Source organism: Lysobacter sp. Root667 (assembly GCF_001427715.1).
Classification (GTDB): Bacteria; Pseudomonadota; Gammaproteobacteria; order Xanthomonadales; family Xanthomonadaceae; genus Lysobacter.
Map to the genome: position 1 here is coordinate 462,184 of NZ_LMHF01000014.1, position 23,972 is coordinate 486,155.

Here is a 23,972-nt window from a genome sequence, read left to right on the forward strand (position 1 = left end):
TCGTTTCCAGCGCTAAGGCTTCCCCCATGACTGATCGAAATATAGTCCTCGCCTTCTCCGGCGGCCTCGACACCAGCTTCTGCGTGCCCTACCTGCAGGAGCGCGGCTGGGCCGTGCACACCGTGTTCGCCGACACCGGCGGCGTCGATGCCGAAGAGCGCGCCTTCATCGAGCAGCGCGCGGCCGAACTGGGCGTGGCCAGCCACGTCACCGTCGACGGCGGCCCGGCGATCTGGTCGGGCTTCGTCAAGCCGTTCGTGTGGGCCGGCGAGGGCTACCAGGGTCAGTACCCGCTGCTGGTCTCCGACCGCTACCTGATCGTCGAAGCCGCGCTCGCGCGCGCCGCCGAGCTGGGCACCAAGGCGATCGCGCACGGCTGCACCGGCATGGGCAACGACCAGGTGCGTTTCGATCTGGCGGTGAAGGCGCTGGGCGACTACGAGATCGTCGCGCCGATCCGCGAAATCCAGAAGGAACACACCGAAGTCCGCGCTTACGAACAAAAGTACCTGGAAGAGCGCGGCTTCGGCGTGCGCGCCAAGCAGAAGGCCTACACCATCAACGAGAACCTGCTCGGCCTGACCATGTCCGGCGGCGAAATCGATCGCTGGCAGGCGCCGGGCGAGGGCGCACGCGGCTGGTGCAAGCCGCGTGCGGAATGGCCGGCCGAGGCGCTGAAGGTCACGATCCGGTTCGAGAACGGCGAAGCGGTGGCGCTGGACGGCGAGAAGATCGCCGGTCACCAACTGCTGGCCAAGCTCAACGGTCTGTTCGCCGAGTACGGCGTGGGTCGCGGCCTGTACACCGGCGACACCACGATCGGCCTCAAGGGCCGCATCATCTTCGAAGCCCCGGGCCTGATCGCGCTGCTGACCGCGCATCGCGCGCTCGAGGAAGCGGTGCTGACCAAGCAGCAGAACCGCTTCAAGCCGGACGTGGCGCGCAAGTGGGTCGAGCTGGTCTACGAAGGCTTCTTCCACGACCCGCTCAAGACCGACCTGGAGGCCTTCCTGGCCAGCTCGCAGTCCACCGTCAACGGCGAAGTGGTGCTGGAGACTTCCGGCGGCGTGGTCAACGCGGTCGCGATCGATTCGCCGCACATTCTCAACGCCAAGGGCGCGACCTACGCCCAGGCGGCGGACTGGGGCGTGGCCGAGGCCGAGGGCTTCATCAAGCTATTCGGCATGAGCAGCACGCTGTGGGCCGAGATCAACCGCAAGCCGTGACATAAGCCCCTCTCCCGCAACGCGGGAGAGGGGTTGGGGTGAGGGCAGCGAGCGCCGAAGGCGCAAGCCGCTTTTGCTGTTGCTACTCCGGTAGAGCAATAGCAAAAGCCCCTCACCCTAACCCTCTCCCGCAACGCGGGAGAGGGGATCCAAACCGCAATCGAAGCCGCTGCCAGATTCGCCACCGAACCATCGCCCAGACACGACGAGCCACGAACTCCATGCTCCCCGAAGTACTGAAGCACCTCGAAGCCCTGGTGTCCCACGACACCCGCAATCCGCCGCGCCTGATCGGCACTGGCGGCATCTTCGACTACCTGCGCAGCCAGCTGGCCGGCTTCCGCATCGAGATCGTCGACCACGGCGAAGGCGCGGTGTCGATGCTGGCCGTACGCGGAAACCCGTGCCGGCTGTTCAACGTCCACCTCGATACCGTGCCGTCCTCGGATGCGTGGAGCGCCGACCCGCACACCCTGCGCGTCGACGGCGATCGCGCGATCGGCCTGGGCGCCTGCGACATCAAGGGCGCGGCCGCCGGCCTGCTGGCCGCGGCCGCGGTCACCTCAGGCGACGCCGCGTTCCTGTTCAGCACCGACGAGGAAGCCAACGACCCGCGCTGCATCGCCGGCTTCCTCGGCGGCCAGCACGGTTTCAACGAAGCCATCGTCGCCGAGCCGACGATGTGCGAAGCGGTGCTCGCGCATCGCGGCATCAGCTCGGTGCTGCTGAAGTTCCGCGGCGTCGCCGGCCATGCCTCGGGCGCGAATGCCATGCAGACCAGCGCGCTGCACCAGACCATGCGCTGGGGCGGCAAGGCCCTGGACTACGTCGAGTCGCAAGCGCACCAGCGCTTCGGCGGCCTCACCGGCCTGCGCTTCAACATCGGCCGGGTCGAGGGCGGCATCAAGGCCAACATGATCGCGCCCAGCGCCGAGCTGCGTTTCGGCTTCCGTCCCTTGCCCTCGCAGTCGATCGACGGCCTGCACGAGACCTTCGGCACCCTGATCGATGCCGGCGCGATCGAGCGCTACCAGGAAACCTTCCGCGGCCCCTCGCTGCCCGCCGGCGACGTCGCCAGCGCCGAACAGCGGCGCCTGGAAGCGCGCGACCTGGCCGATGCGCTGGACCTGCCGATCGGCAACGCGGTCGATTTCTGGACCGAGGCTTCGCTGTTCTCGGCCGCCGGCCTGACCGCGATCGTGTACGGCCCCGGCGACATCGCCCAGGCCCACACCGCCGACGAATGGGTGGCCTTGGAACAACTGGAGCGCTACGCCCAAAGCGTCGCCCGCATCATGGGAGGCAACGCCTGATGGCCGTGTCGATGGATAACCACCTGCAGACCCGCCAGACCATCGTGCGCCTGCTGTCCAGCATGGCCAGCGCGAAGGAGATCTCGCAGTATCTCAAGCGTTTTTCCCAGCTCGACTCCAAGCGCTTCGCCGTGGTCAAGGTCGGCGGCGCGGTGCTGCGCGACGATCTGGAAGCGCTGACCTCGTCGCTGGCGTTCCTGCAGGACGTGGGCCTGACCCCGATCGTGATCCACGGCGCCGGTCCGCAGTTGGACGAAGAGCTGTCCGCCGCCGGCATCGTCAAGCAGACCGTCAACGGCCTGCGCGTGACCTCGCCCGAAGCGCTGGCGATCGTGCGCCGCGTGTTCCAGTCGCAGAACCTGAAGCTGGTCGAAGCGCTGCAGTCCGGCGACGGCCGCGCGACCTCGATCATCTCCGGCGTGTTCGAGGCCGACTATCTCGACCGCGATACCTACGGCCTGGTCGGCGAAGTGAAGAAGGTCAACCTGGCGCCGATCGAGGCCAGCCTGCAGGCCGGTTCGATCCCGGTGATCGCCAGCCTCGGCGAAACCGCGGGCGGGCAGATCCTCAACGTCAACGCCGATTTCGCCGCCAACGAACTGGTGCAGGTGCTGCAGCCGTACAAGATCGTGTTCCTGACCGGCACCGGCGGCCTGCTCGACGACAACGGCCGCGTGATCGATTCGATCAACCTGTCCACCGAGTACGAACACCTGATCGAGCAGCCGTGGATCAACGGCGGCATGCGGGTCAAGATCGAACAGATCAAGGACCTGCTCGACAAGCTGCCGCTGACCTCGTCGGTGTCGATCACCAAGCCGGCCGAGCTGGCCAAGGAACTGTTCACCCACAAGGGCTCCGGCACCCTGGTGCGGCGCGGCGAGCGCGTGCTGCAGACGCAGCGTTGGGACGAGCTCGATCTGTCGCGGCTGCGTTCGCTGATCGAATCCGCGTTCGGCCGCAAGCTGGTCGACGATTATTTCGAGCGCACCACGCTCAAGCGCGCCTACGTCAGCGAGAACTACCGCGCCGCGGTGATCCTGATCGAAGCCGAAGGCCGCACCTACCTGGACAAGTTCGCGGTGCTGGACGACGCCCAGGGCGAAGGCCTGGGGCGGGCGGTGTGGCAGGTGATGCGCGAACAGAATCCCAGCGTGTTCTGGCGCTCGCGCCACGGCAATCCGGTCAATCCGTTCTATTACTCCGAGTCCGACGGCTGCCTGAAGCAGGAGAAGTGGAAGGTGTTCTGGTACGGCATGCAGGGCTTCGACGAGATCGCCGCCTGCGTCGACTATTCCGGCCGGCGCGCGCCGACCCTGGAAGACGCCGCATGAACGCCGCCGCTTTCCTCGCGCCGCCGACCCTGGAAGGCCGGCACGTGCGGCTGCAGCCGATGCAGGCCGAGCACGCGCCCGCGCTGGCGCGTGCTGCGGCCGACGGCGAACTGTGGTCGCTTTGGTACACCGGCGTGCCGCATCCGGAGGCGATGGACGCGCACGTCGCGAACCTGATCGCACGCCGTGCCCAGGGCACGTTCCTGCCGTTCGTGGTGAGTCGGGTCGACGGCGGTGAAGTGGTGGGGCAAACCAGTTACTGCAACGCCGACGCCGACAACCGCCGGCTCGAGATCGGCTACACCTGGTACGCGCACAGCGCCCAGCGCAGCGCGATCAACACCGAGGCCAAGCTGTTGCTGCTCAGCCACGCCTTCGAGACCTTGGGCTGCATCGCGGTCGAGTTCCGCACCCACTGGTTCAACCAGCGTTCGCGCGCGGCGATCGCGCGCCTGGGCGCCAAGCAGGACGGCGTGCTGCGCAATCACCAACGCCTGCCCGACGGCAGTTTCCGCGATACCGTGGTGTTCTCGATCATCGAATCGGAATGGCCGGCGGTAAAGCGTCATCTGGTCTACAGCCTGGAGCAGCACGCGGCGGAGCAGGGAGGACGGCAGCATGGCTAAGTCGGTAGGCATCGTCGGCGCGCGCGGCCACGTCGGCGCGGAACTGATCCGGCTGATCGCCGGACACCCCGAATTCGAACTGGGCTTCGTGTCCTCGCGCGAGCGCGAAGGCCAGCGCGTGGCCGAGCACTTCCCGGAAGTCGGCGGCGAATTGCGCTACAGCGCGCCCAGCCACGAACAGCTGCCCGGCTACGGCGCCGACGCGGTGATCCTGGCCCTGCCCAACGGCAAGGCCGCCGATTGCGTGGCCGCGTTCGACCAAGCCGGCTCCGACCCGGTGATCGTCGATCTGTCGGCCGACTATCGCTTCGACGACGGCTGGTACTACGGCCTGCCGGAGCTGACCCGCGCGCGCTACGCCGGCCAGCGCCGGATCAGCAACCCCGGCTGCTACGCGACCGCGATGCAGCTGGCGGTGGCGCCGCTGCTGGATCTGCTGGACGGCCCGGTGCAGTGCTTCGGCGTGTCCGGTTACTCCGGCGCCGGCACCACGCCGTCGGACAAGAACGACCCCGACAAACTGCGCGACAACCTGATGCCGTACGCGCTGACCGGCCACGTCCACGAGCGCGAGGTCACCCGTCAGCTCGGCCACGCGGTCGAATTCCTGCCGCACGTGGCGCCGCATTTCCGTGGCCTGACCATCACCGCCAATCTGCATCTGAGCCAGGCGCTCAGCCGCGACGCACTGCTCGCGCGCTACCGCGAGCGCTACGCCGGCGAAGCGCTGGTACGGGTGTCGGACGAGGCGCCGTGGGTCAGCGCGATCGCCAATCGCCACCACGTCGAGCTCGGCGGTTTCGCGCTCGCCGACGACGGCCGCCGCGCGGTCGTGGTCGCGACCGAGGACAACCTGCTCAAGGGCGCCGCGACCCAGGCGCTGCAGAATCTCAACCTGGCGTTCGGTTTCGACGAGACCGCCGGCATCCCCCTTTGAAGGAACGTTCCATGTCCGATCTGCTCTGGCAAAAACCCGGCGTCAAGGTCGACGCGCGCATCCAGCGCTTCCTCGCCGGCGAGGACGTGATCCTGGACCGCGAGTTCTTCCTGTTCGACATCCAGGCCAGCCGCGCCCACGCGCAGGGCCTGCAGCAGATCGGCATCCTGTCGGCCGACGAACTGGCCGGACTGTCGCGCGAACTCGACGCGCTGGCCGCGGATTTCTCCGCCGGCGACTTCGTGCTCGACGAGCGCTTCGAGGACGGCCACTCGGCGATCGAGTCGCGCCTGATCGAACGCCTCGGCGATGCCGGCCGCAAGATCCACACCGGCCGCAGCCGCAACGACCAGATCCTGGTCGCGACCCGCCTGTGGCTGAAGGACCGCCTGGCGCGCCTGCTCGCGCTGTGCCGCGAGAGCGCGCAGGTCGCGCTGGACCGCGCTCAGGCCGAGGCCTCGTTGCCGCTACCGGGCTACACCCATCTGCAACGCGCGATGGTGTCCTCGGCCGGCATGTGGTGGGCGGCCTGGGCCGAGGGCTACATCGACGACGCGCTGCGCGCGCGCCAGACCCTGGACTGGGTCGACGCCAATCCGCTCGGCAGCGCCGCCGGCTACGGCATCAACCTGCCGCTGGCGCGCGACCACACCACCCAGGCGCTGGGCTTCGGCCGCCTGCAGGTGTCGGCCGCGTACGCGCAGCTGTCGCGCGGCAAGTTCGAGATGGGCGCGATCGAAGCGTTGTCCTCGGCCTTGCTGGACCTGCGCCGGCTGGCCTGGGACCTGAGCCTGTTCACCAGCGCCGAATTCGGTTTCGTCGCCCTGCCGGCCGAATACACCACCGGCAGCTCGATCATGCCGAACAAGCGCAATCCCGACGTGATCGAGCTGATGCGCGCCAGCTACTCCGCCGCCGCCGCCGCGCGCACCGAGATCGAACAGCTGCTGTCGCTGCCCTCGGGCTACCACCGCGACCTGCAGTTCTCCAAGGGCGCGATCTTCCACGCCTTCGGCCGCGGCCTGGCCGCGCTGGAATTGCTGCCCGACCTGCTGCGCAACCTGGAATGGAAACCCGAGCGCCTGCGCGCCGCGCTGGACCCGTCGATGTACGCGACCGATCTGGCCGTCGATCTGGCGCGCGCAGGCCTGCCGTTCCGCGAGGCCTACAAGCAGGCCGCCGACCCGGCGCGATGGGCCGAAGGCGATCCCGAGGCCAGCCTGGCCGCGCGCGTTTCGCCCGGCGCCGCCGCCGACCTGCGCCTGGACACGCTGCGGCAACGATTGCAGGCACTGACATGAGCGCGACGGCCTTCACCGCGCAGCCTTTGCCGTCCTGGCGGCGCGCCGTGTTGAAAGTCGGCAGCAGCCTGCTGGCCGGCGCGCCGGACCGCCCGTCCGACAACGGGCTGGACCCGCGCTACGCCGCCGAACTGGCGCAGTTCATCGCCCGCGCCCGCGCCGAAGGCCGCGAAGTGGTGCTGGTGTCCTCCGGCGCGGTCGCCGCCGGACGCGGCCGCATCCAGGCCGGCGGCGACGGCCTGGTGCTGCGCCAGGCCCTGGCCGCGCTCGGCCAGGCCTCGCTGGTGTCGTTCTGGCAGTCGCTGTCGCCGGCGCCGGTGGCGCAGGTGCTGCTGACCCACGACGATCTGCGCCACCGCCGCCGTTACCTCAATGCGCGCGCCGCCCTGCGCGAACTGCTGCGCCTGGGCGCGCTGCCGGTAATCAACGAGAACGACACCGTCGCCGTCGACGAACTCAAGCTCGGAGACAACGACAACCTCGCCGCCGCGGTCGCCTCGCTGGTCGACGCCGACCTGCTGCTGATCGCGACCGACATCGGCGGCCTCTACAGCGGCCATCCGCAGCGCGATCCGGCCGCGCGGCCGATCGCACGGGTGAGTGCGGTGACGCCGGAGCTGCTCGCCGCCGCCAGCGGCGGTGCCGGCGAGCTCGGTACCGGCGGCATGCGCACCAAGCTCGAAGCCGGCGCCAAGGCTGCGATGGCCGGCATCGCCACCGCGCTGTTCTGCGGCCGCGACGCCGAGGTCGTGCGCGCGCTCGGCGAAGGCAAACTGCACGGCACACTGATCGCCGCGCGTCGCGACCGTGCGCGGGCGCGCAAGCAATGGCTGCGGCATGCGCCGGCCAGCGGATCGCTGCGCATCGACGCCGGCGCCGTGGCCGCGCTTCATGCGCGCGGTGCGTCGCTGCTGCCGGGCGGTGTGGTCGCGGTCGAAGGCGAGTTCCGTCGCGGCGACGTGATCGAGCTGCGTCCGCACGACGATCCCGCCGCGCCGCCGCTGGCGCGCGGGCTGGCCCAGTACAACGCCGCCGAGACCCGCCGCATCGCCGGCCGCCACAGCCGCGAGATCGAGACCTTGCTCGGCTTCCGCTACGGCGAGGAAGTCGTGCACCGCGACGACCTGGTGCTGTTGGACACCCAGTCCACGGACACGCACTCCACCGACACGGAGAACGCGGCATGAGCGGCTACGTGCGCACACTGGCGCAGCGCGCGCGCGAGGCCGCGACGGTGCTCGCGGCCAGCGACGGCGCGACCCGGCGCCGCCTGATCGAAAGCATGGCCGCGCAGATCGACGCGCAGGCCGCGCAAGTGCTTGCGGCCAACGCCGCCGACCTCGCGCGCGGCCGCGATGCCGGCCTGTCGCCGGCGATGCTGGACCGCCTGCGCCTGGACCCGGCGCGCCTGGGCGCGATCGCCGAGGCCCTGCGCGAAGTCGCCGCGCAGGCCGACCCGCTGGGCGAGGTCACGCGTCGCGAGCAACGCCCGAACGGACTGACGATAGAACGCCAGCGCGTGCCGCTGGGTTTGATCGCGATGATCTACGAAGCGCGCCCGAACGTGACCGCCGACGCCGCTGCGCTGTGCCTGAAGGCCGGCAATGCGGTGCTGCTGCGCGGCGGCTCGGAAGCGCGCGACAGCAACCGCGCCATCGCCGCATGCCTGCACGCGGCCTTGCGCGAGCAGGGCCTGCCCGAAGCCGCGGCGACCCTGATCGAGGACACCGCGCGCGAGCACGTGCTGGAACTGCTGCAACTGTCGGACCTGATCGACCTGGCGATCCCGCGCGGCGGCGAAGGCCTGATCCGTTTCGTCGCCGAACACGCGCGCGTGCCGGTGATCAAGCACTACAAGGGCGTGTGCCACCTCTATGTGGACCGCGCCGCCGACCCGCAACGCGCACTGGCCCTGCTGATCGACGGCAAGACCTCGCGGCCGGGCGTGTGCAATGCGCTGGAAACCCTGCTGGTGCATGCGCAGATCGCGCCGGACTTCCTACCGCGTGCGCTCGCCGCCCTGGCCGCGCGCGGGGTCGAAGTGCGCGGCTGCGAGCGCACCCAGGCGCTGTCGGCGGCCGTGCTGCCGGCAAGCGAAGCCGATTACGACGCCGAATACCTGGACCTGATCCTGAGCGTGCGCGTGGTCGACGACATCGACGCCGCGCTCGCCCATATCGCCCGCCACGGCTCCGACCACACCGAAGTGATCGTGACCGATGACGCGGCCGCGGCCGACGCCTTCGTGCGCCGCACGCGCAGCTCGGCGGTGATGGTCAACGCGTCCTCGCGCTTCAACGACGGCGGCCAGCTCGGCCTGGGCGCCGAGATCGGCATCTCGACCACGCGTCTGCACGCCTACGGTCCGATGGGCGTGGAGTCGCTGACCATCGAGCGCTACGTGGTGCGCGGCGACGGCCAGGTGCGGCACCCGGAATCGTTGGGCGGCTGAACGATTCGGCAATTGCGTCGTCAGAGTGTGCGACGATTCGTCGCCCTGAGCGCATCCAGCACAGGAGTTCGATACGCCCTGGAGGGCAAATGCTCCGATCGATAGTCTGGCTGTGCCTCTGGCTCGCCGCCGCGCCCGCGTTCGCCGCGGCCCCTTACGATTTCCCGGCCGCCGCCATCGACGACCGCGCCGCGCTGGACGCGGCGATGCCCGCGCTGGCGCAGCGCGTGCTCGCCGACTACCGCGACGACGACCGCGCCCGCTACTTCAACAGCCGCTTCCGCCTGCAACTGGTCGCCGGCCAATACGCGCAGGCTGAAGCCACGCTGGCCGAGATCCGTACCGCATCGCCCGCGACCGGGCCGGTCCCGGTGCGTCCCAACTTCGCCCAATACGAGCTCTACGCGCGCGCCAAGGCGCTGCAGGCGAGCGAAGGCCTGAGCTTCCAGGCCGCGGTCGAGCGCGCCTTCGCGCAGATCGTCGCGCCCATGGACGACCGCGCCTCGGGCGTGGCGATGCGGGTGCTGAACCTGGACACCGCCGATCCTGCGCGCCAGCGTCGCGCTTTGACCGATGCGCTGGTCGCGCACAAGGGCAAAGCCACGCTCGACAGCGACGCCGCCCTGGCGCTGGTGCGCGCGTATCAGATCGAACAGGTCTACACCGGCTTCGAGACCTTGCTGCCGACTTTGGTCGCCGCCGACGACCGCCGTCGCTACACCATCGATCGCGACATCGCCGTGCGCACGCCCGACGGCGCGACCGTGTGCGCGCTGGTCGTGCGCCAGCGCAGCGCGCCGGCGAAGCTGCCGACCTTGCTCAACTTCACCATCTACGCCGACCCGGTGTCCCTGCTCAACGAGGCCCGGCGCTCGGCCTCCAACGGTTACGTCGGCGTCGGCGGCACCAGCCGCGGCAAGGCCTGCAGCCCCGATAAGCCGGTGCCGTACGAACACGACGGCCGCGATTCGGCGGCGCTGATCGACTGGATCGCGGCCCAGCCCTGGAGCGACGGCCGCGTCGGCATGTACGGCGGCAGCTACGAAGGCTTCACCCAATGGGCCACGGCCAAGCACCGGCCCAAGGCGCTCAAGGCGTTGATGCCCTCCGTCACCGGCGCGCCCGGCATCGACGTGCCGATGGAAGGCGGCATCACCTACGGCTTCCAGTACTACTGGCCGTTCTACGTGTCCAACAACCGCAGCGTCGACAACGCGCCCATGGATGACGACGCGCGCTGGCAGCGCATGTATCGCCAGTGGTATGTCAGCGGGCGCGCCTACCGCGATCTGGAAAAGATCGACGGCGTGCCCAACCCGTTCTACATGCGCTGGTTGGACCACCCCGACTACGACCGTTACTGGCAGGACATGATCCCGTACCGCGAGGAGTTCGCCGACCTCGACCTGAAGGTGCTCACCACCACCGGCTACTACGACGGCGCCCAGATCGGCGCCCTGTATTACCTGCGCGAGCACTACCGCTACCGCCCGCAGGCCGAGCACTACCTGGTCGTCGGCCCCTACAACCACCTCAGCGGCCAGCGCGGCACCGTCGCCACCGGCGACTGGCTGCGCGGCTACAAGCTGGATCCGGTCGCGCAACTGGACGTCGGCGAACTGCGCTACCAGTGGTTCAATTACGTGTTCAAGGGCGCACCCAAGCCCGCGCTGCTGCAGGACCGGATCAACTACCAGGTGATGGGCAGCAATACCTGGAAGCACGCCCCGTCGCTCGCCGCGATGGGCGAACGCCGCCAGCGTTTCCACTTCGGCCCGGCAGGCGAGGGCGGCCGCTACCGATTCCTGGCGCAATCGCCCGGCCACGACGCCTACGTCACCCAGACCCTGGACATGCGCGTCCGCAGCGACGCCGACCGCATCGTGCCCGGCGGCGGTATCGTCGATAAAGTCATCGACACCGCCGACAGCCTGGTGTTCGTCAGCGAACCCTTCGCCCAGGCCGGCGAGTTCAGCGGCCTGTTCTCCGGCCGCCTCGACCTGGCCGTCAACAAGCGCGACTTCGACCTCAACATCGGCCTGTACGAACTCTCGGCCCAGGGCGAGTATTTCGAACTGTCGCGCTACCAGTCGCGCGCCAGCTACATCGCCGACCTCTCGCAGCGCGCCTTGCTCACGCCGGACCGGCGCACGCAGCTGGATTTCAGCAGCGGCCGCCTGACCAGCCGCCGCTTCCAGGCCGGCAGCCGCCTGGTCGCCGTGGTCAGCGTGCTGCGCAACCCGCAGCAGCAGATCAACTACGGCAGCGGCAAAGCCGTGTCCGACGAGACCGTGGCCGATGCCGGCGAACCGGTGCGGGTGAAGTGGTACGGAGATGGCTACCTGGAGATACCGCTCAGTCGTTGAGCGGACTGTTTGTGTTGTGGCGCCGGCCCTGCAGGCGGGGCCGTGCGCCGCGGCATCTCAGCCCTTCAATCCGACGACCGAAGCAATCACGCAGTCCCTGCGTTCGCCCTCAAGGACGCGACCAGCGCTTCGAGCAGAGGGCGTCCATCGCGCCGGCGAATCCGTCCAGATCGGCCTTGCGGCCGGACGCTGCCTTGCCCTTCAGCAGCAAGGCGTGCAGCGCGGGCAATCCCCGCGCCTGCGCGGCCTCGTTCAAGGCGAACGCGCCCTGGGGCGTGGCGATCGTGTTCGCATACCCTTTCGGGCGGCAGGTCAGCGTCGCCCGGTCGAAGGGCAGGGGCCACGTGCCTTTGAACGTGGACTTGCTGACGACCACGTTCGTTTCCGGCACGCTCTCGGTCGCGAACGCCGCATTCGGCGGGAGCATGCTCGCCAGGGCGAGTGCTGCGGCAAGGGCAGGGCGACGGTCCATCGTTATCCCTCAAGCGGGTCCGGCTCGATCCTAGGAGCCCATGAGGCGCCCAACAAGACGAGCGTCGGCGGCGCCGTATTCCGACGATAGGGCCGCGTGCCGTCTGCATTCCGCCTCGGCGAATACGTCCGACAGCCGTCGCTCGGCCTGGTCGCGGCCCACAGCCGCAAAGTCCGGCCAGTCGACCGGCCCAGCGCCATGGTGCGAAGCGTCGTGGCCTCGCACGGGTTGCGATGCTAGGGTTTCACCGCGGCCAACCCAGGGCCGATAGCGAGCGGAGGAGCCATGAAGTTTCCCGAAACCTCGTCGCCGGACGGGCGCCCGAAGACGGGCGCCGTCGACTTCGACGCCGAGCTCCACCTGCACAACCGCGCGTTCCACCGCGCCTGCGCCATCGCCAGCCACGAGCGCGTGCTGGACATCGGCTGCGGCGCCGGCCAGACCACCCGCGACGCGGCGCGCACCGCCGCGGCTGGCAGCGCGCTGGGCATCGACCCGCTGGCGCCGGCGATCGCCAGCGCGCGCGAACTCGCCGCAGCGCAAGGCCTGGGCAACGTGCGCTTCGAGCAGGGCGACGCGCAAACGTATCCGTTCCCCGCCCGGGGCTTCGACGTCGCGATCAGCCGCTTCGGCACCATGTTCTTCGCCAGCCCCATCGCCGCGTTCCGCAACATCCGCAGCGCGCTGACCGATGACGGCCGTCTGGTCATGATGGTCTGGCAAGCGCGCGAGGCCAACGAGTGGTCCACCGCGGTCCATGGCGCCCAGGCGCAATCCACCGCCGCGTTTTCGCTCGCAGATCCGGCCACCGCGGAGCGCATTCTCGATGCGGCCGGGTTCGCCGATGCGAGCTTCCAGGACGTGCACGAGCCCGTCTACTACGGCGACAGCGTCGGGGCCGCGTTGGAATGGATCGGGCAATTCCAGGCCACGAAGCAGGTCTTGCAGTCGCTGGACGCTGAGGCTGCCGAACGCGAGCGTGCGCGGCTGCGCGAGATCGTCGCCGGGCACTACCGGGATGGAGGCGTGTGGTTCGACTCGCGGGCGTGGATCGTCAGTGCCCGATGCCGGTGATGCCGTAGATTTGCGTGGCAGCTACAAATCATAGCGCTCCAAACACTTCGCTCCTTGAGGGGCCTCGGGTCTTTCCGCCCAGCCCTCCGGCCGCCGTGTCCCATCCGCGAGTCTCTAAGTCCCAGGCGCCACTTCGCGCATCCCGGCCTTCGAGCACGTTCTTTCGTTCGTACAGTGCCGACTTTCGATTGCTGCAATTCGCACCCAGAATTCGCTGAGCTCAGAGCCCAACATTCGGGCCTTCGCGTGGTCGCGTCGGGCAAAAAGTTTTGCGCTTGATTCAAAAGGGTTTGCGAGCCGGCCTGCGTGCCTGGCGAGTGCAAGGCACTGCGCGTTGCGGTCGGGCAAAAAAGTGTCGCGACTGAGTTCTTTTGGGCGTAGCTTTGGTGCGGTGAGTCACGCGCGGGGTGCAAACTTTCGCGATTGCACCAAAACGCTTCGCGATCCGCACAGCAAGGCACGCGAGCGCCGTCCTAATCTGCGCTGGCCGGTCGTTGAGCCGGCGTGATTCCACAGACAGCTAAGGACGGGACATGAGCCAGAACCTGATCGATCTGCAATTGCCGGCCGAGTCGCTCGCCGCCATTGACGAGGCATTGAATCAGTTGGAACTCCACTTGAAGGGATTGGTCGCGCTGACGCCGGACCAGCGCCGGCAGCTGACCAAGATGGGCGACAAGTCCGAAGCGTTCTGCCGCCAGGCGGTGCACGTGCTGAGCGAGAACCCGGGCATCATGCCGCGTAACTTCGAGGTCGCCAACCTGCACCGGGACCTGACCGCGTTGGACGCCCTGCGGCCGCGAGCGCAGCGCCTGATGCGCCTGAGCGAACGCATGCAGGATTCCGAGATGGCCCTGGGGAGCGACCTGATGACCAACGCGCTGGAGGGTTATGCCTTCCTGAAGATCGCCGGCAAGGGCGAGGGCTTGGACGGCCCGCGCCAGATGCTGTCGGCACGTTTCAACCGCAGCCCCAGCAAGGCAGCGTCGCCGGTGGACATACCGCTGTAAGGCCGGCACCCGCCGCGAACGAGAACAGCCCCGCTCAGGCGGGGCTGTTTGCTTGTGGGGTAGGGCGATGGAGCGCTTCCGACCTCACGCGGACATCGCGCGCGGTGCGGTAGTGATGCCGAAGAGACCATGTCGGCTGCTTGGACGCAGTGAAGGGATCGGTACGGCTTTCCTCGCAGATGAATAGGGAGAGTCGAAGGCCTCTGTGACAATCGGTCGGCGCAAAAACGGTTCGCTTCTTGCGATCTACTGTTCACCTTGGGTGTGACCAAGCTGCGCATCAAGTTGTGATGGCCGATCAAATGCTGCGAATTTTCCCGGTGATTGCTGTGTCAAGCTCATTGGTTGTCGCATCTTCACAGTCCCTCCATGTACCAAAACGTTAGCTGAAGGCGGCTGGTGACGCCGGCGAAAAGGCCGCTATATTCCGGTAACCCAGACGAAGGAGGATTGGCATGTTTATGAACAAACAACATCTGATGACGGCGCGTACGCTCGGCTTGGCGCTCGTTGCAACCCTCGGCCTTGCCAGCTGCGCCACCTACAAAGAAGAGTTCGCCGGCATCAACTCACGCCTCGATTCACTCGACTCGAAGGTGCAGGGCGCAGCCCAGAGCGCCGAATCCGCCAATCAGTCCGCGCAGCAGGCCAACCAGCGGCTGGATCAGATGGAAGGCCGCATCCAGCGGCTCGAAAGCGCGCCGCGCCGCTCGCCGCGCGGTTAATTGCGCTCGCGCAATTGTGACGAACGTTTTGAACCCAGGACCCGGTGGCCTTTGCTGGCCGCCGGTTTCCTTTCTTCACACAGTCTTTCGTTCTAAGGAATCGTCCCATCCGTACGTGTAAACACTCTGCGATCCGGGCCGCTTGTGGCGCGCTGGTACTGGCGATGGCGTTCGCGAACGTCGGCGTGGCCAGTGCCGAGGAGGCCGCCGCGCAACGGGTGGCCGCCGTCGACCAACTTCCGCCAGGACAAGAAGTGTCCGACACGGTGATTGCGCTAGCGGGCTGGGCTGTCGCAACCAAGGACAGCCATGGCTATCCGTTCGCGATCTTGGACAAGGCCGCTGCGCAGATCCTGGTGTTCGGCGGTGATGGCCGGCTTCGCGGCGCGGCGCCTGCGCTGATTGGCTCGGCGGTCGGCGATCATACGGCCCCGGGCATCGCCGGTCTGGCGCTTCGCGAAATTCCGGGCCGGGATCGCACGACGCCTGCAGGTCGCTTTGTGGGCGGTTTCGGCCCGTCGATCGACGCTGGGCGCGTGCTGTGGGTGGACTACGATTCCGCGATCTCCCTTCACCCTACCGCTACCGGCGTCCCGGCCGAGCGGCGCCCCGAACGCCTTGCATCGCCTGAGCCGGACGACAACCGCGTCACGCACGGCTGCATCAACGTCTCGCCCGAGTTTTACGAGCAGATCATCCAGCCGACGTTCGAGCGCGGCGGGGTGTTCTACGTCTTGCCGGACACGGCGCCGCTAGCGGAGACCTTCCCGGAGTTCGTGCAAAGTCGCGCGACCGCGAATCGCAGCGAGGGAAGACGCTCGCGGCGCACCCGTCGGTAAAACGACGCGCCGGCGTGCTGCTTTGGTGTGCGAGGCAGTGCGGCGGCTGTCCTAAAGGCTGCAGCGGAAAACAAGGGCGGAATGCCCTTCCACAGCTCAAGCAGTTAGATGCTTCTTGAGGAGCGGAACAAGGGTCAGCGAAACTCGGATCAGAGTGTCTTCTGACAAGCGACCTGACGGCCCTGGACGCTCTGCGTCCCGCCTGTTGCGCCTAAGCCGCCTGCATGAGTGCATGCGAGATTGCGAAATGCCCCTGGGCAGCGATCCGATGAGCAACGCCTTGAAGGAGGGCTATGCCTTCCTGAAGATCGCTGGCAAAGGCGCGGGCCTGGACGCACTGCGGCAGATGCTGTCGGCGTAGTTCAACCGTGGGTCGACCCAGTCAACGGCGCCGCCGGAGCCAAGGTTGAACTGAATGCTAGCTGGCACCGAAAAGCCCCGCCATTGCCGGGGCTTTTTTGTTTGTCGCAACCGGCGTCGGTCGGGCCGTGGGGACTGAAGTGAACGTCCGATGGCACATCCTATCCCTACGAAGGATTGACCATGGATTCAGTAATTGCACTCGAACTGTGTCTTTAAGAGGAATGTAAAAAGAACGGCATTGCACCGGCCATTTTCCATGCAGTACCGTCGGCGAAAGCGCCGCATCGCGCGTCGAACGATAGGCGCTTGAATGTCCCGGCAGGTGCCGAACGTTCAGAGTGGCGAAAAGGCTTTCAAGGCCGCGTGACCAGGGAACAGGGATGAAGCATCGCAGCAGAGTGGGTCGTCGCTCCATCAGGAAGGCTGCCGTCGTCGCGACCTTGCTGACGGTGCTTTGGGCAGGCCAGGCCAGCGCCCAAATGATCGTCAGCGACCCCGTCAACTATGCCGCCAAGCTCCAGCAGATCGCCAAGGATGCGGCCGAGTTCGGAAAGAATGCCCAGCGCTGGCAGGAAACGGCCAGCCACTATCAGCAGCAACTGATCAAGCTGCAGCGCATGAACTTCGGCCAGGCGCGAATGGAGGACAGCTTTCCGCCCCGTCCGCAGGACTACGGTATGGAAGACATGTGCCCAGGGCCTGGCCGAGGCATCCGGGACCAACTGACCAGCGCGTTCCGTCAGGCCATGCCGAGACTCGACGGTAACGTGGTCGACGAGCAGCAGGCCATTTGCCAACGGCTCGTGTACGCCGAGAACGCCAAATACAACGAGTCGGTAAGCATGCTGCGCACGCTCATGCAACGCAGCCGCGAGTTCGCCCAGATCGAGAGTCAGCGCGACAGCGTCCGCAACAGTCCGGGGGCCCTCGCAGCCAACGATAACGAGGCCTACCGCTTCGTGGCGCGGAACCAACTGGAGCTTGATTACTGGCAGGCGCGGATGAAGGCCTACGACGACTATATCGAAGCGCTCAAGTGGGATCACACCCGTTTAGCCAAGCGCGCCATTCGCGGTAAGAGGGGGGCGTTGGACGGCATCGTTCCCACTGACGTGGTCAAGTCAGCTCTGGGCCAGTGAGCCCTCCATCTATCTTCTAGGCGGCTCATCGCAATGGATTTGTTGAACGCTCCCTTCGATCTGCTGAATTGGCTGTCGCCTTCGTCGCAGAGCGGCCTTTCCGACTACGCGCTCTTCCGCCTCATCAGCGGATGGATTACGACCAGGGTCGAAGACTTCGGTCTCGCGCTCATGGGGCGGTCGATGTCGCTAGTTGGCGGTATCGGCCTAAGCCTGGTCACGCTCTGGCTGCTCTTCCAAGGTTATCGAATCCTCTGCGGCGCCCGAGAATCGATGATGGATACGATCCTGCAGGGGACGAGGATTGCCCTGATCTTCGGCATCGCGACCACGATGGCAGTGAATAACATCCCTCTGAATTCCTTCCTCACTCAGGATATGGACAGGGCGATTCATCAGTTGGTCACGGGAAAGGATGGCCAGTCCACCGCTAACAGCATCGACAAATCCCTCGCCGTCGTCCAACTCGCCATGACAGCCATCGATGGTGTTCAGCTTCTGGAGGCGGATCCGGAGTTGCTGGAGGAGAAGCGATCGGCGAAGACGTGGGCGACTATCGGTTCCGCAGGTCCTGCCATAGCGGCCGGGTGCATGCTGTTGCTTTGGACGTTTGCGATCAATCTGTGGATCGGGCTGGGGCCAATATTCATTTTTTCATTGGCGTTTCCCGCTACGAAATCCATGTTTACAAGCTGGCTGAAGTACGGCTTGGGCACGCTGTTTTCTTTGGCAGTTCTCAGCTTTGTGGCCAACCTCCTTCTCGATATGACGGTTCGCATCGCAACGTTCATGTGGCTGGGCAAGCTGATCAATATCCCCGGGGCCAGCGCCGAAGGCATCGCCAGTCAGGCCATGCAGCAAGGCAGTGTGGGGATGATCATGACTGTGCTGATCATCGCGGTTCCGCCGATGGCTGCGCATTTCTTCCAAGGACAGATCGGTAACGTCATGAGCAACTCGGCATTCGGCCGTTTCGGCCAAGCAGGAGCGCCCACTGAAACAGCAAGTGTCCATGGCCGAACTGCTCCGCGATTGACGGAGTCAGATAGCCTTCCGGCAAAGACCTCGCGCCTCAGCCATATGGACAGGTCCAGCCCGACTGGAACTCCCATTCACGAGAATCGAATCAAGACCTCTGAAGAGGTTCGTAAGGAGTGATTGTGCGCGGTCTAATTCCATGTGCCTATGCAATTGCTTTGATGGCTTCAACCGCCGTCCACGCTGAGGCGGGGTGCCCGCCCGGTCAAATGCCAGGCAATGCGTCCGCCCCTGAGGGTTCCGCGCAATCAATGGCGAGTTGCGCACCCATTCCGACCGAACGGCAGGCCCCAAGCTGGCGAACTCGATGGGGGGCTATTGCTTCGGACGAAGCAGGCTCGTTCGGCATCGTCACCGGAATCGACAGTGAGCGTAAAGCAAAGAAGGCTGCGCTGGCGAAATGCGCGCGAACCGGTAGCAAGTCATGCGCGCTTGACATGACCTTTCGGAATCAATGCGCCGCGGTCGTGGCGAACGGAACTCAGGTATTCATGGAGAGGGCGCCATACGAAGAGCAGGCTATTGCCACGGGAAAAGCACGCTGTGAAGAATCACAAGCAGTTAAGTGCTGGGTCCACTACAGCGGTTGCAGCCTTCCTGTCCGCGCTCGCTGATGATAAAGAAGATAGCCTTCGTTATGAGAGCCAAACCGCCCCTGGCGGATTCAGTCGTCCCCGAACTTCTCGGTGCTAAGCGCAGCAAGCCGCCAGCGAGGGCGCGCGTCGCTGTGGCGGGCAGCGCCTCGTGCATGAAGGCCTGGAGCGCGCGCTCTGCCGACGTCCGGGCGTCGCGCGCTTTGGGGCGCATCGCGATAGCGCGGGGCGGCATCGTTGAAGGCCACGCGTATCTTGGCGACATCGCACTCCGAACATCGGCCATCCAGCACCCGGTTCAACTTTCCGGAATGGTCGCAGCGGCCAATGGCGCAAGCACCGTCCAGCCCAGGTTCGCGTAGAGGCTGCGGCCGTCTGCTGTCGCAACCAGAAGCTGCGGGCTTGCAAGGGATCTTCGCGCGGCTGCAAGAGCGATCATCACCGCGGCACCCAAGCCTTTACGCCTGTGGTCCTGCGCGGTTTCGATTCGATCGTAGATGCAGATATTCGCGGTTTCCGCCATGCATCCGCTCGCGGCCGGGTCGCCATTCGGCGCGATGATGCTGGCTCGGGCGACGGGGCCGGTTCGATGAAGCTCCATCCTATAGCCGTCCGGCAGTGGCTTTGCGTCGGGGGTCGCCGCTGTCGCGGTCATGAAGTAGTTAGTCGGCTGAACCTCCCAGCGCGCCGGCAATGCGCTGCGCAGTTCCTCGTCGGAGCCGCACAGCTTCAAGTAATTCCGTGGCGCCGTAATGTCTTGTGCGATGGCGCGCAGCCCATCGCATAGCTGCGGGAATACCCAGCGCTTGATTTCCTTTTCCGAGTGGGTGTCCACGCGGAAGCCGCCGCGGTCGTGGACGGGGGGCGGGGAATTGCGGGCGATGGAATGCGCGGCCTGCCAGGCGAAAACGAGTTTGGGGTCGAGGCGGGATAGGGTCATGGCGGATCGTAGGTGGTGCTCGGAAGTTGCGCATTCTTTTGCGGTTGCGCCTGCGGTGCCATGTCGCCTCTCGGCCGCGACGGCTCCGTGGCTTTCGACTAGAGCATGGTCCTATCTCAGGCGCTAAGACGATTGCTATCGGGTAAGACCGAAGAGGGACTTAGGCGGACCACGGAAGGACGAGCGTTTTGCATTTCTTTCCCGTTCCATGACGACCTGGGCCTCCTGGCCTTCGCTGCTCTCAGCCCTGCTCGATCCCCTCAAGGTAGGCGCAGAACATATCGGCCATGGCATCGGCATAGGCCTCGATCTGCGCGGGTGTGCGCGGGTTTTCCGAAAAACGCTTCCCCACCGCGCTGAGCGTGGTCGTGATCAGGTCGCCAGCCAGGGTGCGCGTCGCTGCCGACGCGTCGGGCAGCGCCTCGCGCATGAAGGCCTGGAACGCGCGCTCCGCCGACGTCCGGGCGTCGCGCGCTTCGGGCGCATCGCGATAGAGCGGGGCGGCGTCGCTGAGGGCCACGCGTATCTTGGCTTCATCGCACTCCGAACGAATGAAGGCGTGGACCAGGGCGCGCAGTCGTTCGAGCGCGGGCCTTTCGGTATCCGCGAGGATGCGGGCCCATAGCTCGGCCGTCTGCAGCCATTCGTCGCTCTGGAGCCGGAACAGGATCGCCGCCTTGTTCGGGAAGTATTGGTACAGCGAGCCCACGCTGACGCCGGCCTTCTCCGCCACCCGCGCGGTGGTGAAACGCGAGGCGCCTTCCTTCTCCAAAACCTGAACCGCCGCTTCCAGGACGGCGGCGATCAGCTCGTTCGAGCGCGCCTGTTTGGGCTGTTTTCGCAGGGAAATCTTGTGTTTTCGACGGTCGGCCATGGCGGTGTGCGCAATGCGAATAGCGAATATGACGAATCAGTCGCATTCTAGTCCGGCGCGAAGATTCGCGCTTTCTTATCGGAAACCCCACATGACCACCCTGACTTCAAGCCCCATTGCTCCCCTGCTGGACCGTCTGTTCGCAGCCGCCGACGCGGCATCGCCGGCGACCAGCCCCGTGGTGGCCGCGCTCTCCCGCCAGGAGCGCGAGCGCCTGATGCAAAGCAAGACCGAATACCTCGATTACTACGGGCGCATGAAGGATCTCGCGCTCCCGGTCTCCCGGGAAACGGGGACCTTGCTCTACATGCTGGCGCGCGGCTGCGGCGCGCGCACGATCGTCGAATTCGGCACCTCGTTCGGCATCTCCACCCTGCATCTGGCGGCGGCCCTGCGCGACAACGGCGGCGGTCGCCTGATCACCACCGAGTTCGAGCCGTCCAAGGTGGCGCGCGCGCGGGACAACCTGACGGCCGGCGGCCTGATCGACCTGGTGGAGATCCGCGAAGGCGATGCGCTGCGGACGCTGAGCGTCGATCTGCCCGAAACGATCGACCTGTTGCTGCTCGACGGCGCCAAGGCGCTCTATCCCGAGGTACTGAGCCTGGTAGAGAGCCGCCTCAGGCCGGGTGCGCTGATCGTCGCCGACAACGCCGACTACAGCCCCGACTATCTCGCGCACGTGCGCTCGCCCGCGAACGGTTACCTGTCCACGCCGTTCGGCGAGGATGTCGAGTTGTCCATGCGTTTGGGGTGAAACAGCGGCATCGACATGGTCGGTGCCCGACTGCTTAAACTTAAGCCGAGTCGTTAAGCGACTTCGGCTCGAATGAGCCGAAGTCACGGTCCAATGGAGCGCGAAGCAGATGCCATCCTCCCAGCAGCCGTTCGACCTCAGCCTGGCCTACCCGCAGTGGCAGGGATCGGGCCGGCACGAGCACCTGCCGCGCGGCGCTGCCGCGGCCGCCGAGGTATGCGGGCGATACGCGCCGCTGGTCCGGGTGCCCTTGAGCGACGACACGGCGGATATCGCTCACGGTGTCCTGCGCTGGGAGGCGATCTTCGCGCAGTTCCGCAGCGCTCAGGAGATACTCGCGCGCTCCGGTGCCAGGCGCGTGCTGACCGCCGGCGGCGATTGCGCCGTGGACGTCGCGGTGATCGATTATCTGAGCGGGCTGCATCCCGGCCTGCAGGTGATCTGGATCGATGCCCATCTCGACGCGAACACGCCCGAGACCTCGCCCAGCGGCAATTTCCATGGCATGCCGGTGAGCGCGATCCTGGGGCGCGCGCCCGAGCCGATGCGGCCCTTTCTGGGCGCCCCGATCGATCCGGCCCGCTTCCGCTATTTCGGTATCCGGGTCGGCGACGACGGCGACTGGGCCTTGCAGCGCGAACTGGGTCTGAAGCGGCTGGATCCGCAGGAGTCCATCCGCGGGCCCGTGCATATCCATTTCGACCTGGATGTGCTCGATCCGCGCGAGTTTCCTTATCTCGCCTACACCGACGGCGGTCTCGGGGTCGAAGACGCGATTGCCTTGGTCGGCCGTATCGCGCGCGAAGCCGACGTGGTCGGCCTCACCGTGACCGAGTTCGCCCCTTCCGATGAAGAGGCGGCTGCTGCAGGTAGCGAAGTGATCGCGAGACTCTACGAAGCCGCCACCCGTGCGTGACACCGGCTGACATCCGTGCGCTACACGCGTCCGAGCGCCGACCCGCATCGCCATCGATGAAGCAACGGCGGAGGCACCAGCAGACCGACCCCGACCTCATCCTGGGCGGGCGCCTGGCCGCCGCCTTCGGCACCCAATGGATGTCCATGTCCCGGTCTGCCTGGCATTGCCAGGTGTCGGCGCGCGGCGATCCGAGCCTGCCCGCACTGCCTTCGCTGCCTAGAACTGGCTTCCGAACGTGAACTGCAGCCGTTCGATCTCGTCGTCCTCTTCGCTACGCAGCGGCAGGCCGTAGCTGATTGCGATCGGACCCATCGGCGAGCGCCACAACAGCGAGAGGCCGGCCGAAACGCGGAATTCGTTAGCATCCACGCTGGAGGTGTCGGCGAAGACGTTGCCGGCATCGACGAACAGGGCCAGCTGGGTGCCGCTGTTACCGGCCTTGCCGAGCAGGCCGGGTATGGAGAACTCGAGCCCGCCCAAGGTCTTGACCGTGCCGCCGGAGGGACGGCATTCGTCGTAGGCGGTCACGTATTCGCAAGGCCCCAGCGAGTTGTCGGTGAACACGCGGATCGAACGCACGCCGCCTGCGTAGTAGCGTTTGAAGAACGGATAGCCGATTTCGTCGCCATCGCCGTAGGTGTCGCCGTAGCCGAGTTCGGCACGGGTCAGCATCAGCAGCGGCCCCATGCGCCAATAGCGGCTGAAGTCGTAGTCCAGGCGGTAATAGGTGACGTCCGATCCCGGTAGGGCGATCTCGGCGCCGATGCGCTGGTAGGTGCCGCGGGTGGGGGTCAGGTAGCTGTCGCGCGAATCGCTGGACCAGCTTGTGCGCAGACTCCAGGTATCCACTTGATTGCTGCCGAGCTTGTTCTGAAAGTCGAGGTACGACGGTGGGTAGTAACCCTCGGTGAGGTACAGGGTGCGGGTCTCCAGGCTGACGCCGAGCGAGAAAGTGTTGTCCTCCGACAGCGGCAGGATGGTCGTAAGGTTCAGTGTGCCTTGCTCGGAGTCGTAGCTGCTGTCGTCGTCGCTGTCCTGGTAGGTGCGAGCCCAGCTGGCGCCGTAGTTCAGGCCGATGCCGGTATCGGAGAAGTACGGCTCGGCGACAGAGAACGCGTACTGCTCGTCGCTGCTGTTGCGTACGGCCTTCATCGACAGGCTGCGTCCGGTGCCGAGGAAGTTGCGTTGGGATATCTGGAAGGTGAGGGTGGCGCCGTCGTCCTGGGAATAGCCCAGCCCGACCTGAAACTCGCCGGAAGACGCTTCCTTGACCATGTAGGTGACATCGACCTGGTCGTTGCTGCCCGCTACCGGCGTCTTGTCCACTTCGACGGTTTCGAAGATGCCCAGCCGCTGCAGACGGATCTTGGAACGGTCGATCGCGGCCTGCGAGTACCAGCTGCCTTCGAACTGGCGCATCTCGCGGCGCATGACCTCGTCGCCGGTGCGGGTGTTGCCCTTGAACACCACGCGGCGCACGTTGACGCGCGGGCCCGGCACGACCTGCATGTTGATGGCCACGGTCTTGCCTTCGCGGTCCACGTCCGGGATCGGATTGACCTGCGCGAACGCATAGCCGACGTTGCCCAGGGTCGCGACGATCGCGTCGGAACTGATCTCGAGCAGGCGGCGCGAGAAGATCTGGTCGGGCTTGACGATCACCAGGCGCTCGAT

Annotated in this window: 21 protein-coding genes; 17 read left to right on the plus strand and 4 right to left on the minus strand. The window is 66.5% G+C overall.

All coding sequences use genetic code 11. The annotated features are described in order from the left end of the window. Positions 1-26: 26 nt before the first annotated feature. The 9 genes from ASD78_RS17585 to ASD78_RS17625 all read left to right on the plus strand — a co-directional run bounded on the left by ASD78_RS17585 (position 27) and on the right by ASD78_RS17625 (position 11,555). A complete protein-coding gene (locus tag ASD78_RS17585) occupies positions 27-1,226 on the plus strand; it encodes an argininosuccinate synthase (protein WP_055909965.1) in 1,200 nt (399 codons plus the stop codon). A 221-nt stretch (positions 1,227-1,447) separates the two neighbouring features. Further along, positions 1,448-2,539: an acetylornithine deacetylase gene (locus ASD78_RS17590; protein WP_056103774.1), complete on the plus strand. Its 1,092-nt coding sequence runs from the start codon at positions 1,448-1,450 to the stop codon at positions 2,537-2,539. Further along, positions 2,539-3,873, plus strand: coding sequence for an acetylglutamate kinase (locus ASD78_RS17595; RefSeq protein ID WP_056103777.1), 1,335 nt, complete (start codon positions 2,539-2,541; stop codon positions 3,871-3,873). The genes ASD78_RS17590 and ASD78_RS17595 overlap by 1 nt, the downstream gene beginning before the upstream one ends. Next, complete coding sequence (locus ASD78_RS17600) at positions 3,870-4,499, plus strand: GNAT family protein (RefSeq protein WP_056103780.1); 630 nt, start codon at positions 3,870-3,872, stop codon at positions 4,497-4,499. Before ASD78_RS17595 ends, ASD78_RS17600 begins: the two co-directional genes overlap by 4 nt. After that, a complete protein-coding gene (gene argC, locus ASD78_RS17605; protein ID WP_056103781.1) occupies positions 4,492-5,436 on the plus strand; it encodes an N-acetyl-gamma-glutamyl-phosphate reductase in 945 nt (314 codons plus the stop codon). The genes ASD78_RS17600 and argC overlap by 8 nt, the downstream gene beginning before the upstream one ends. An 11-nt stretch (positions 5,437-5,447) precedes the next feature. Next, positions 5,448-6,737 (plus strand): argininosuccinate lyase, encoded by a 1,290-nt coding sequence (gene argH / locus ASD78_RS17610; RefSeq protein ID WP_055910123.1) that lies wholly within the window; start codon positions 5,448-5,450, stop codon positions 6,735-6,737. Beyond that, complete coding sequence (gene proB, locus ASD78_RS17615) at positions 6,734-7,924, plus strand: glutamate 5-kinase (protein ID WP_056103784.1); 1,191 nt, start codon at positions 6,734-6,736, stop codon at positions 7,922-7,924. The genes argH and proB overlap by 4 nt, the downstream gene beginning before the upstream one ends. Next, positions 7,921-9,189: a glutamate-5-semialdehyde dehydrogenase gene (locus ASD78_RS17620; protein ID WP_056103785.1), complete on the plus strand. Its 1,269-nt coding sequence runs from the start codon at positions 7,921-7,923 to the stop codon at positions 9,187-9,189. Before proB ends, ASD78_RS17620 begins: the two co-directional genes overlap by 4 nt. An 89-nt stretch (positions 9,190-9,278) precedes the next feature. Continuing rightward, positions 9,279-11,555, plus strand: a complete 2,277-nt coding sequence (locus tag ASD78_RS17625) for a CocE/NonD family hydrolase (protein WP_056103789.1) — start codon at positions 9,279-9,281, stop codon at positions 11,553-11,555. A gap of 109 nt (positions 11,556-11,664) precedes the next feature. Here the strand turns inward: ASD78_RS17625 and ASD78_RS17630 are convergent, their stop codons facing one another. After that, positions 11,665-12,027, minus strand: coding sequence for a hypothetical protein (locus tag ASD78_RS17630; protein ID WP_156087851.1), 363 nt, complete (start codon positions 12,025-12,027; stop codon positions 11,665-11,667). Between the two features lie 285 nt (positions 12,028-12,312). On the opposite strand from ASD78_RS17630, the gene ASD78_RS17635 reads away from it, so the two are divergent. The 6 genes from ASD78_RS17635 to ASD78_RS17660 all read left to right on the plus strand — a co-directional run bounded on the left by ASD78_RS17635 (position 12,313) and on the right by ASD78_RS17660 (position 18,335). After that, positions 12,313-13,101 carry a class I SAM-dependent methyltransferase gene (locus ASD78_RS17635; protein WP_056103795.1) on the plus strand — a complete coding sequence of 263 codons (789 nt, stop codon included), beginning with the start codon at positions 12,313-12,315 and terminating at the stop codon, positions 13,099-13,101. A gap of 533 nt (positions 13,102-13,634) precedes the next feature. Beyond that, the gene (locus ASD78_RS17640) at positions 13,635-14,111 is read left to right on the plus strand and encodes a hypothetical protein (protein ID WP_055909993.1); all 477 of its coding nucleotides are present in this window, start codon (positions 13,635-13,637) and stop codon (positions 14,109-14,111) included. A gap of 455 nt (positions 14,112-14,566) precedes the next feature. Then, a complete protein-coding gene (locus ASD78_RS17645) occupies positions 14,567-14,836 on the plus strand; it encodes a hypothetical protein (RefSeq protein WP_055910009.1) in 270 nt (89 codons plus the stop codon). Positions 14,837-14,994: 158 nt separating this feature from the next. After that, the gene (locus tag ASD78_RS17650; RefSeq protein ID WP_056103900.1) at positions 14,995-15,675 is read left to right on the plus strand and encodes a L,D-transpeptidase; all 681 of its coding nucleotides are present in this window, start codon (positions 14,995-14,997) and stop codon (positions 15,673-15,675) included. A gap of 743 nt (positions 15,676-16,418) precedes the next feature. Then, the gene (locus ASD78_RS17655) at positions 16,419-17,177 is read left to right on the plus strand and encodes a hypothetical protein (protein WP_235566528.1); all 759 of its coding nucleotides are present in this window, start codon (positions 16,419-16,421) and stop codon (positions 17,175-17,177) included. Positions 17,178-17,210: 33 nt separating this feature from the next. Beyond that, positions 17,211-18,335 carry a type IV secretion system protein gene (locus ASD78_RS17660; RefSeq protein WP_056103798.1) on the plus strand — a complete coding sequence of 375 codons (1,125 nt, stop codon included), beginning with the start codon at positions 17,211-17,213 and terminating at the stop codon, positions 18,333-18,335. A gap of 771 nt (positions 18,336-19,106) precedes the next feature. Here the strand turns inward: ASD78_RS17660 and ASD78_RS17670 are convergent. Together ASD78_RS17670 and ASD78_RS17675 are read right to left on the minus strand one after the other, a co-directional pair. Continuing rightward, complete coding sequence (locus ASD78_RS17670; RefSeq protein ID WP_056103804.1) at positions 19,107-19,748, minus strand: hypothetical protein; 642 nt, start codon at positions 19,746-19,748, stop codon at positions 19,107-19,109. A 241-nt stretch (positions 19,749-19,989) separates the two neighbouring features. Then, complete coding sequence (locus tag ASD78_RS17675) at positions 19,990-20,622, minus strand: TetR family transcriptional regulator (protein WP_055910019.1); 633 nt, start codon at positions 20,620-20,622, stop codon at positions 19,990-19,992. 91 nt (positions 20,623-20,713) lie between these two features. On the opposite strand from ASD78_RS17675, the gene ASD78_RS17680 reads away from it, so the two are divergent. Both ASD78_RS17680 and ASD78_RS17685 read left to right on the plus strand, forming a co-directional pair. After that, positions 20,714-21,379, plus strand: coding sequence for an O-methyltransferase (locus ASD78_RS17680; protein ID WP_055910022.1), 666 nt, complete (start codon positions 20,714-20,716; stop codon positions 21,377-21,379). A gap of 244 nt (positions 21,380-21,623) precedes the next feature. Further along, positions 21,624-22,295 (plus strand): arginase family protein, encoded by a 672-nt coding sequence (locus ASD78_RS17685; protein ID WP_235566529.1) that lies wholly within the window; start codon positions 21,624-21,626, stop codon positions 22,293-22,295. Between the two features lie 219 nt (positions 22,296-22,514). Here the strand turns inward: ASD78_RS17685 and bamA are convergent. Beyond that, a partial coding sequence (gene bamA / locus ASD78_RS17690) for an outer membrane protein assembly factor BamA (protein WP_235566530.1) occupies positions 22,515-23,972 on the minus strand: 1,458 nt, incomplete at its 5' end.

Coding starts and splice junctions, on each gene's coding strand:
- ASD78_RS17585 (WP_055909965.1), top strand. CDS start 27: ATGACTGATCGAAATATAGTCCTCGCCTTCTCCGGCGGCCTCGACACC.
- ASD78_RS17590 (WP_056103774.1), top strand. CDS start 1,448: ATGCTCCCCGAAGTACTGAAGCACCTCGAAGCCCTGGTGTCCCACGAC.
- ASD78_RS17595 (WP_056103777.1), top strand. CDS start 2,539: ATGGCCGTGTCGATGGATAACCACCTGCAGACCCGCCAGACCATCGTG.
- ASD78_RS17600 (WP_056103780.1), top strand. CDS start 3,870: ATGAACGCCGCCGCTTTCCTCGCGCCGCCGACCCTGGAAGGCCGGCAC.
- argC (WP_056103781.1), top strand. CDS start 4,492: ATGGCTAAGTCGGTAGGCATCGTCGGCGCGCGCGGCCACGTCGGCGCG.
- argH (WP_055910123.1), top strand. CDS start 5,448: ATGTCCGATCTGCTCTGGCAAAAACCCGGCGTCAAGGTCGACGCGCGC.
- proB (WP_056103784.1), top strand. CDS start 6,734: ATGAGCGCGACGGCCTTCACCGCGCAGCCTTTGCCGTCCTGGCGGCGC.
- ASD78_RS17620 (WP_056103785.1), top strand. CDS start 7,921: ATGAGCGGCTACGTGCGCACACTGGCGCAGCGCGCGCGCGAGGCCGCG.
- ASD78_RS17625 (WP_056103789.1), top strand. CDS start 9,279: ATGCTCCGATCGATAGTCTGGCTGTGCCTCTGGCTCGCCGCCGCGCCC.
- ASD78_RS17630 (WP_156087851.1), bottom strand. CDS start 12,027: ATGGACCGTCGCCCTGCCCTTGCCGCAGCACTCGCCCTGGCGAGCATG.
- ASD78_RS17635 (WP_056103795.1), top strand. CDS start 12,313: ATGAAGTTTCCCGAAACCTCGTCGCCGGACGGGCGCCCGAAGACGGGC.
- ASD78_RS17640 (WP_055909993.1), top strand. CDS start 13,635: ATGAGCCAGAACCTGATCGATCTGCAATTGCCGGCCGAGTCGCTCGCC.
- ASD78_RS17645 (WP_055910009.1), top strand. CDS start 14,567: ATGTTTATGAACAAACAACATCTGATGACGGCGCGTACGCTCGGCTTG.
- ASD78_RS17655 (WP_235566528.1), top strand. CDS start 16,419: ATGAAGCATCGCAGCAGAGTGGGTCGTCGCTCCATCAGGAAGGCTGCC.
- ASD78_RS17660 (WP_056103798.1), top strand. CDS start 17,211: ATGGATTTGTTGAACGCTCCCTTCGATCTGCTGAATTGGCTGTCGCCT.
- ASD78_RS17670 (WP_056103804.1), bottom strand. CDS start 19,748: ATGACCCTATCCCGCCTCGACCCCAAACTCGTTTTCGCCTGGCAGGCC.
- ASD78_RS17675 (WP_055910019.1), bottom strand. CDS start 20,622: ATGGCCGACCGTCGAAAACACAAGATTTCCCTGCGAAAACAGCCCAAA.
- ASD78_RS17680 (WP_055910022.1), top strand. CDS start 20,714: ATGACCACCCTGACTTCAAGCCCCATTGCTCCCCTGCTGGACCGTCTG.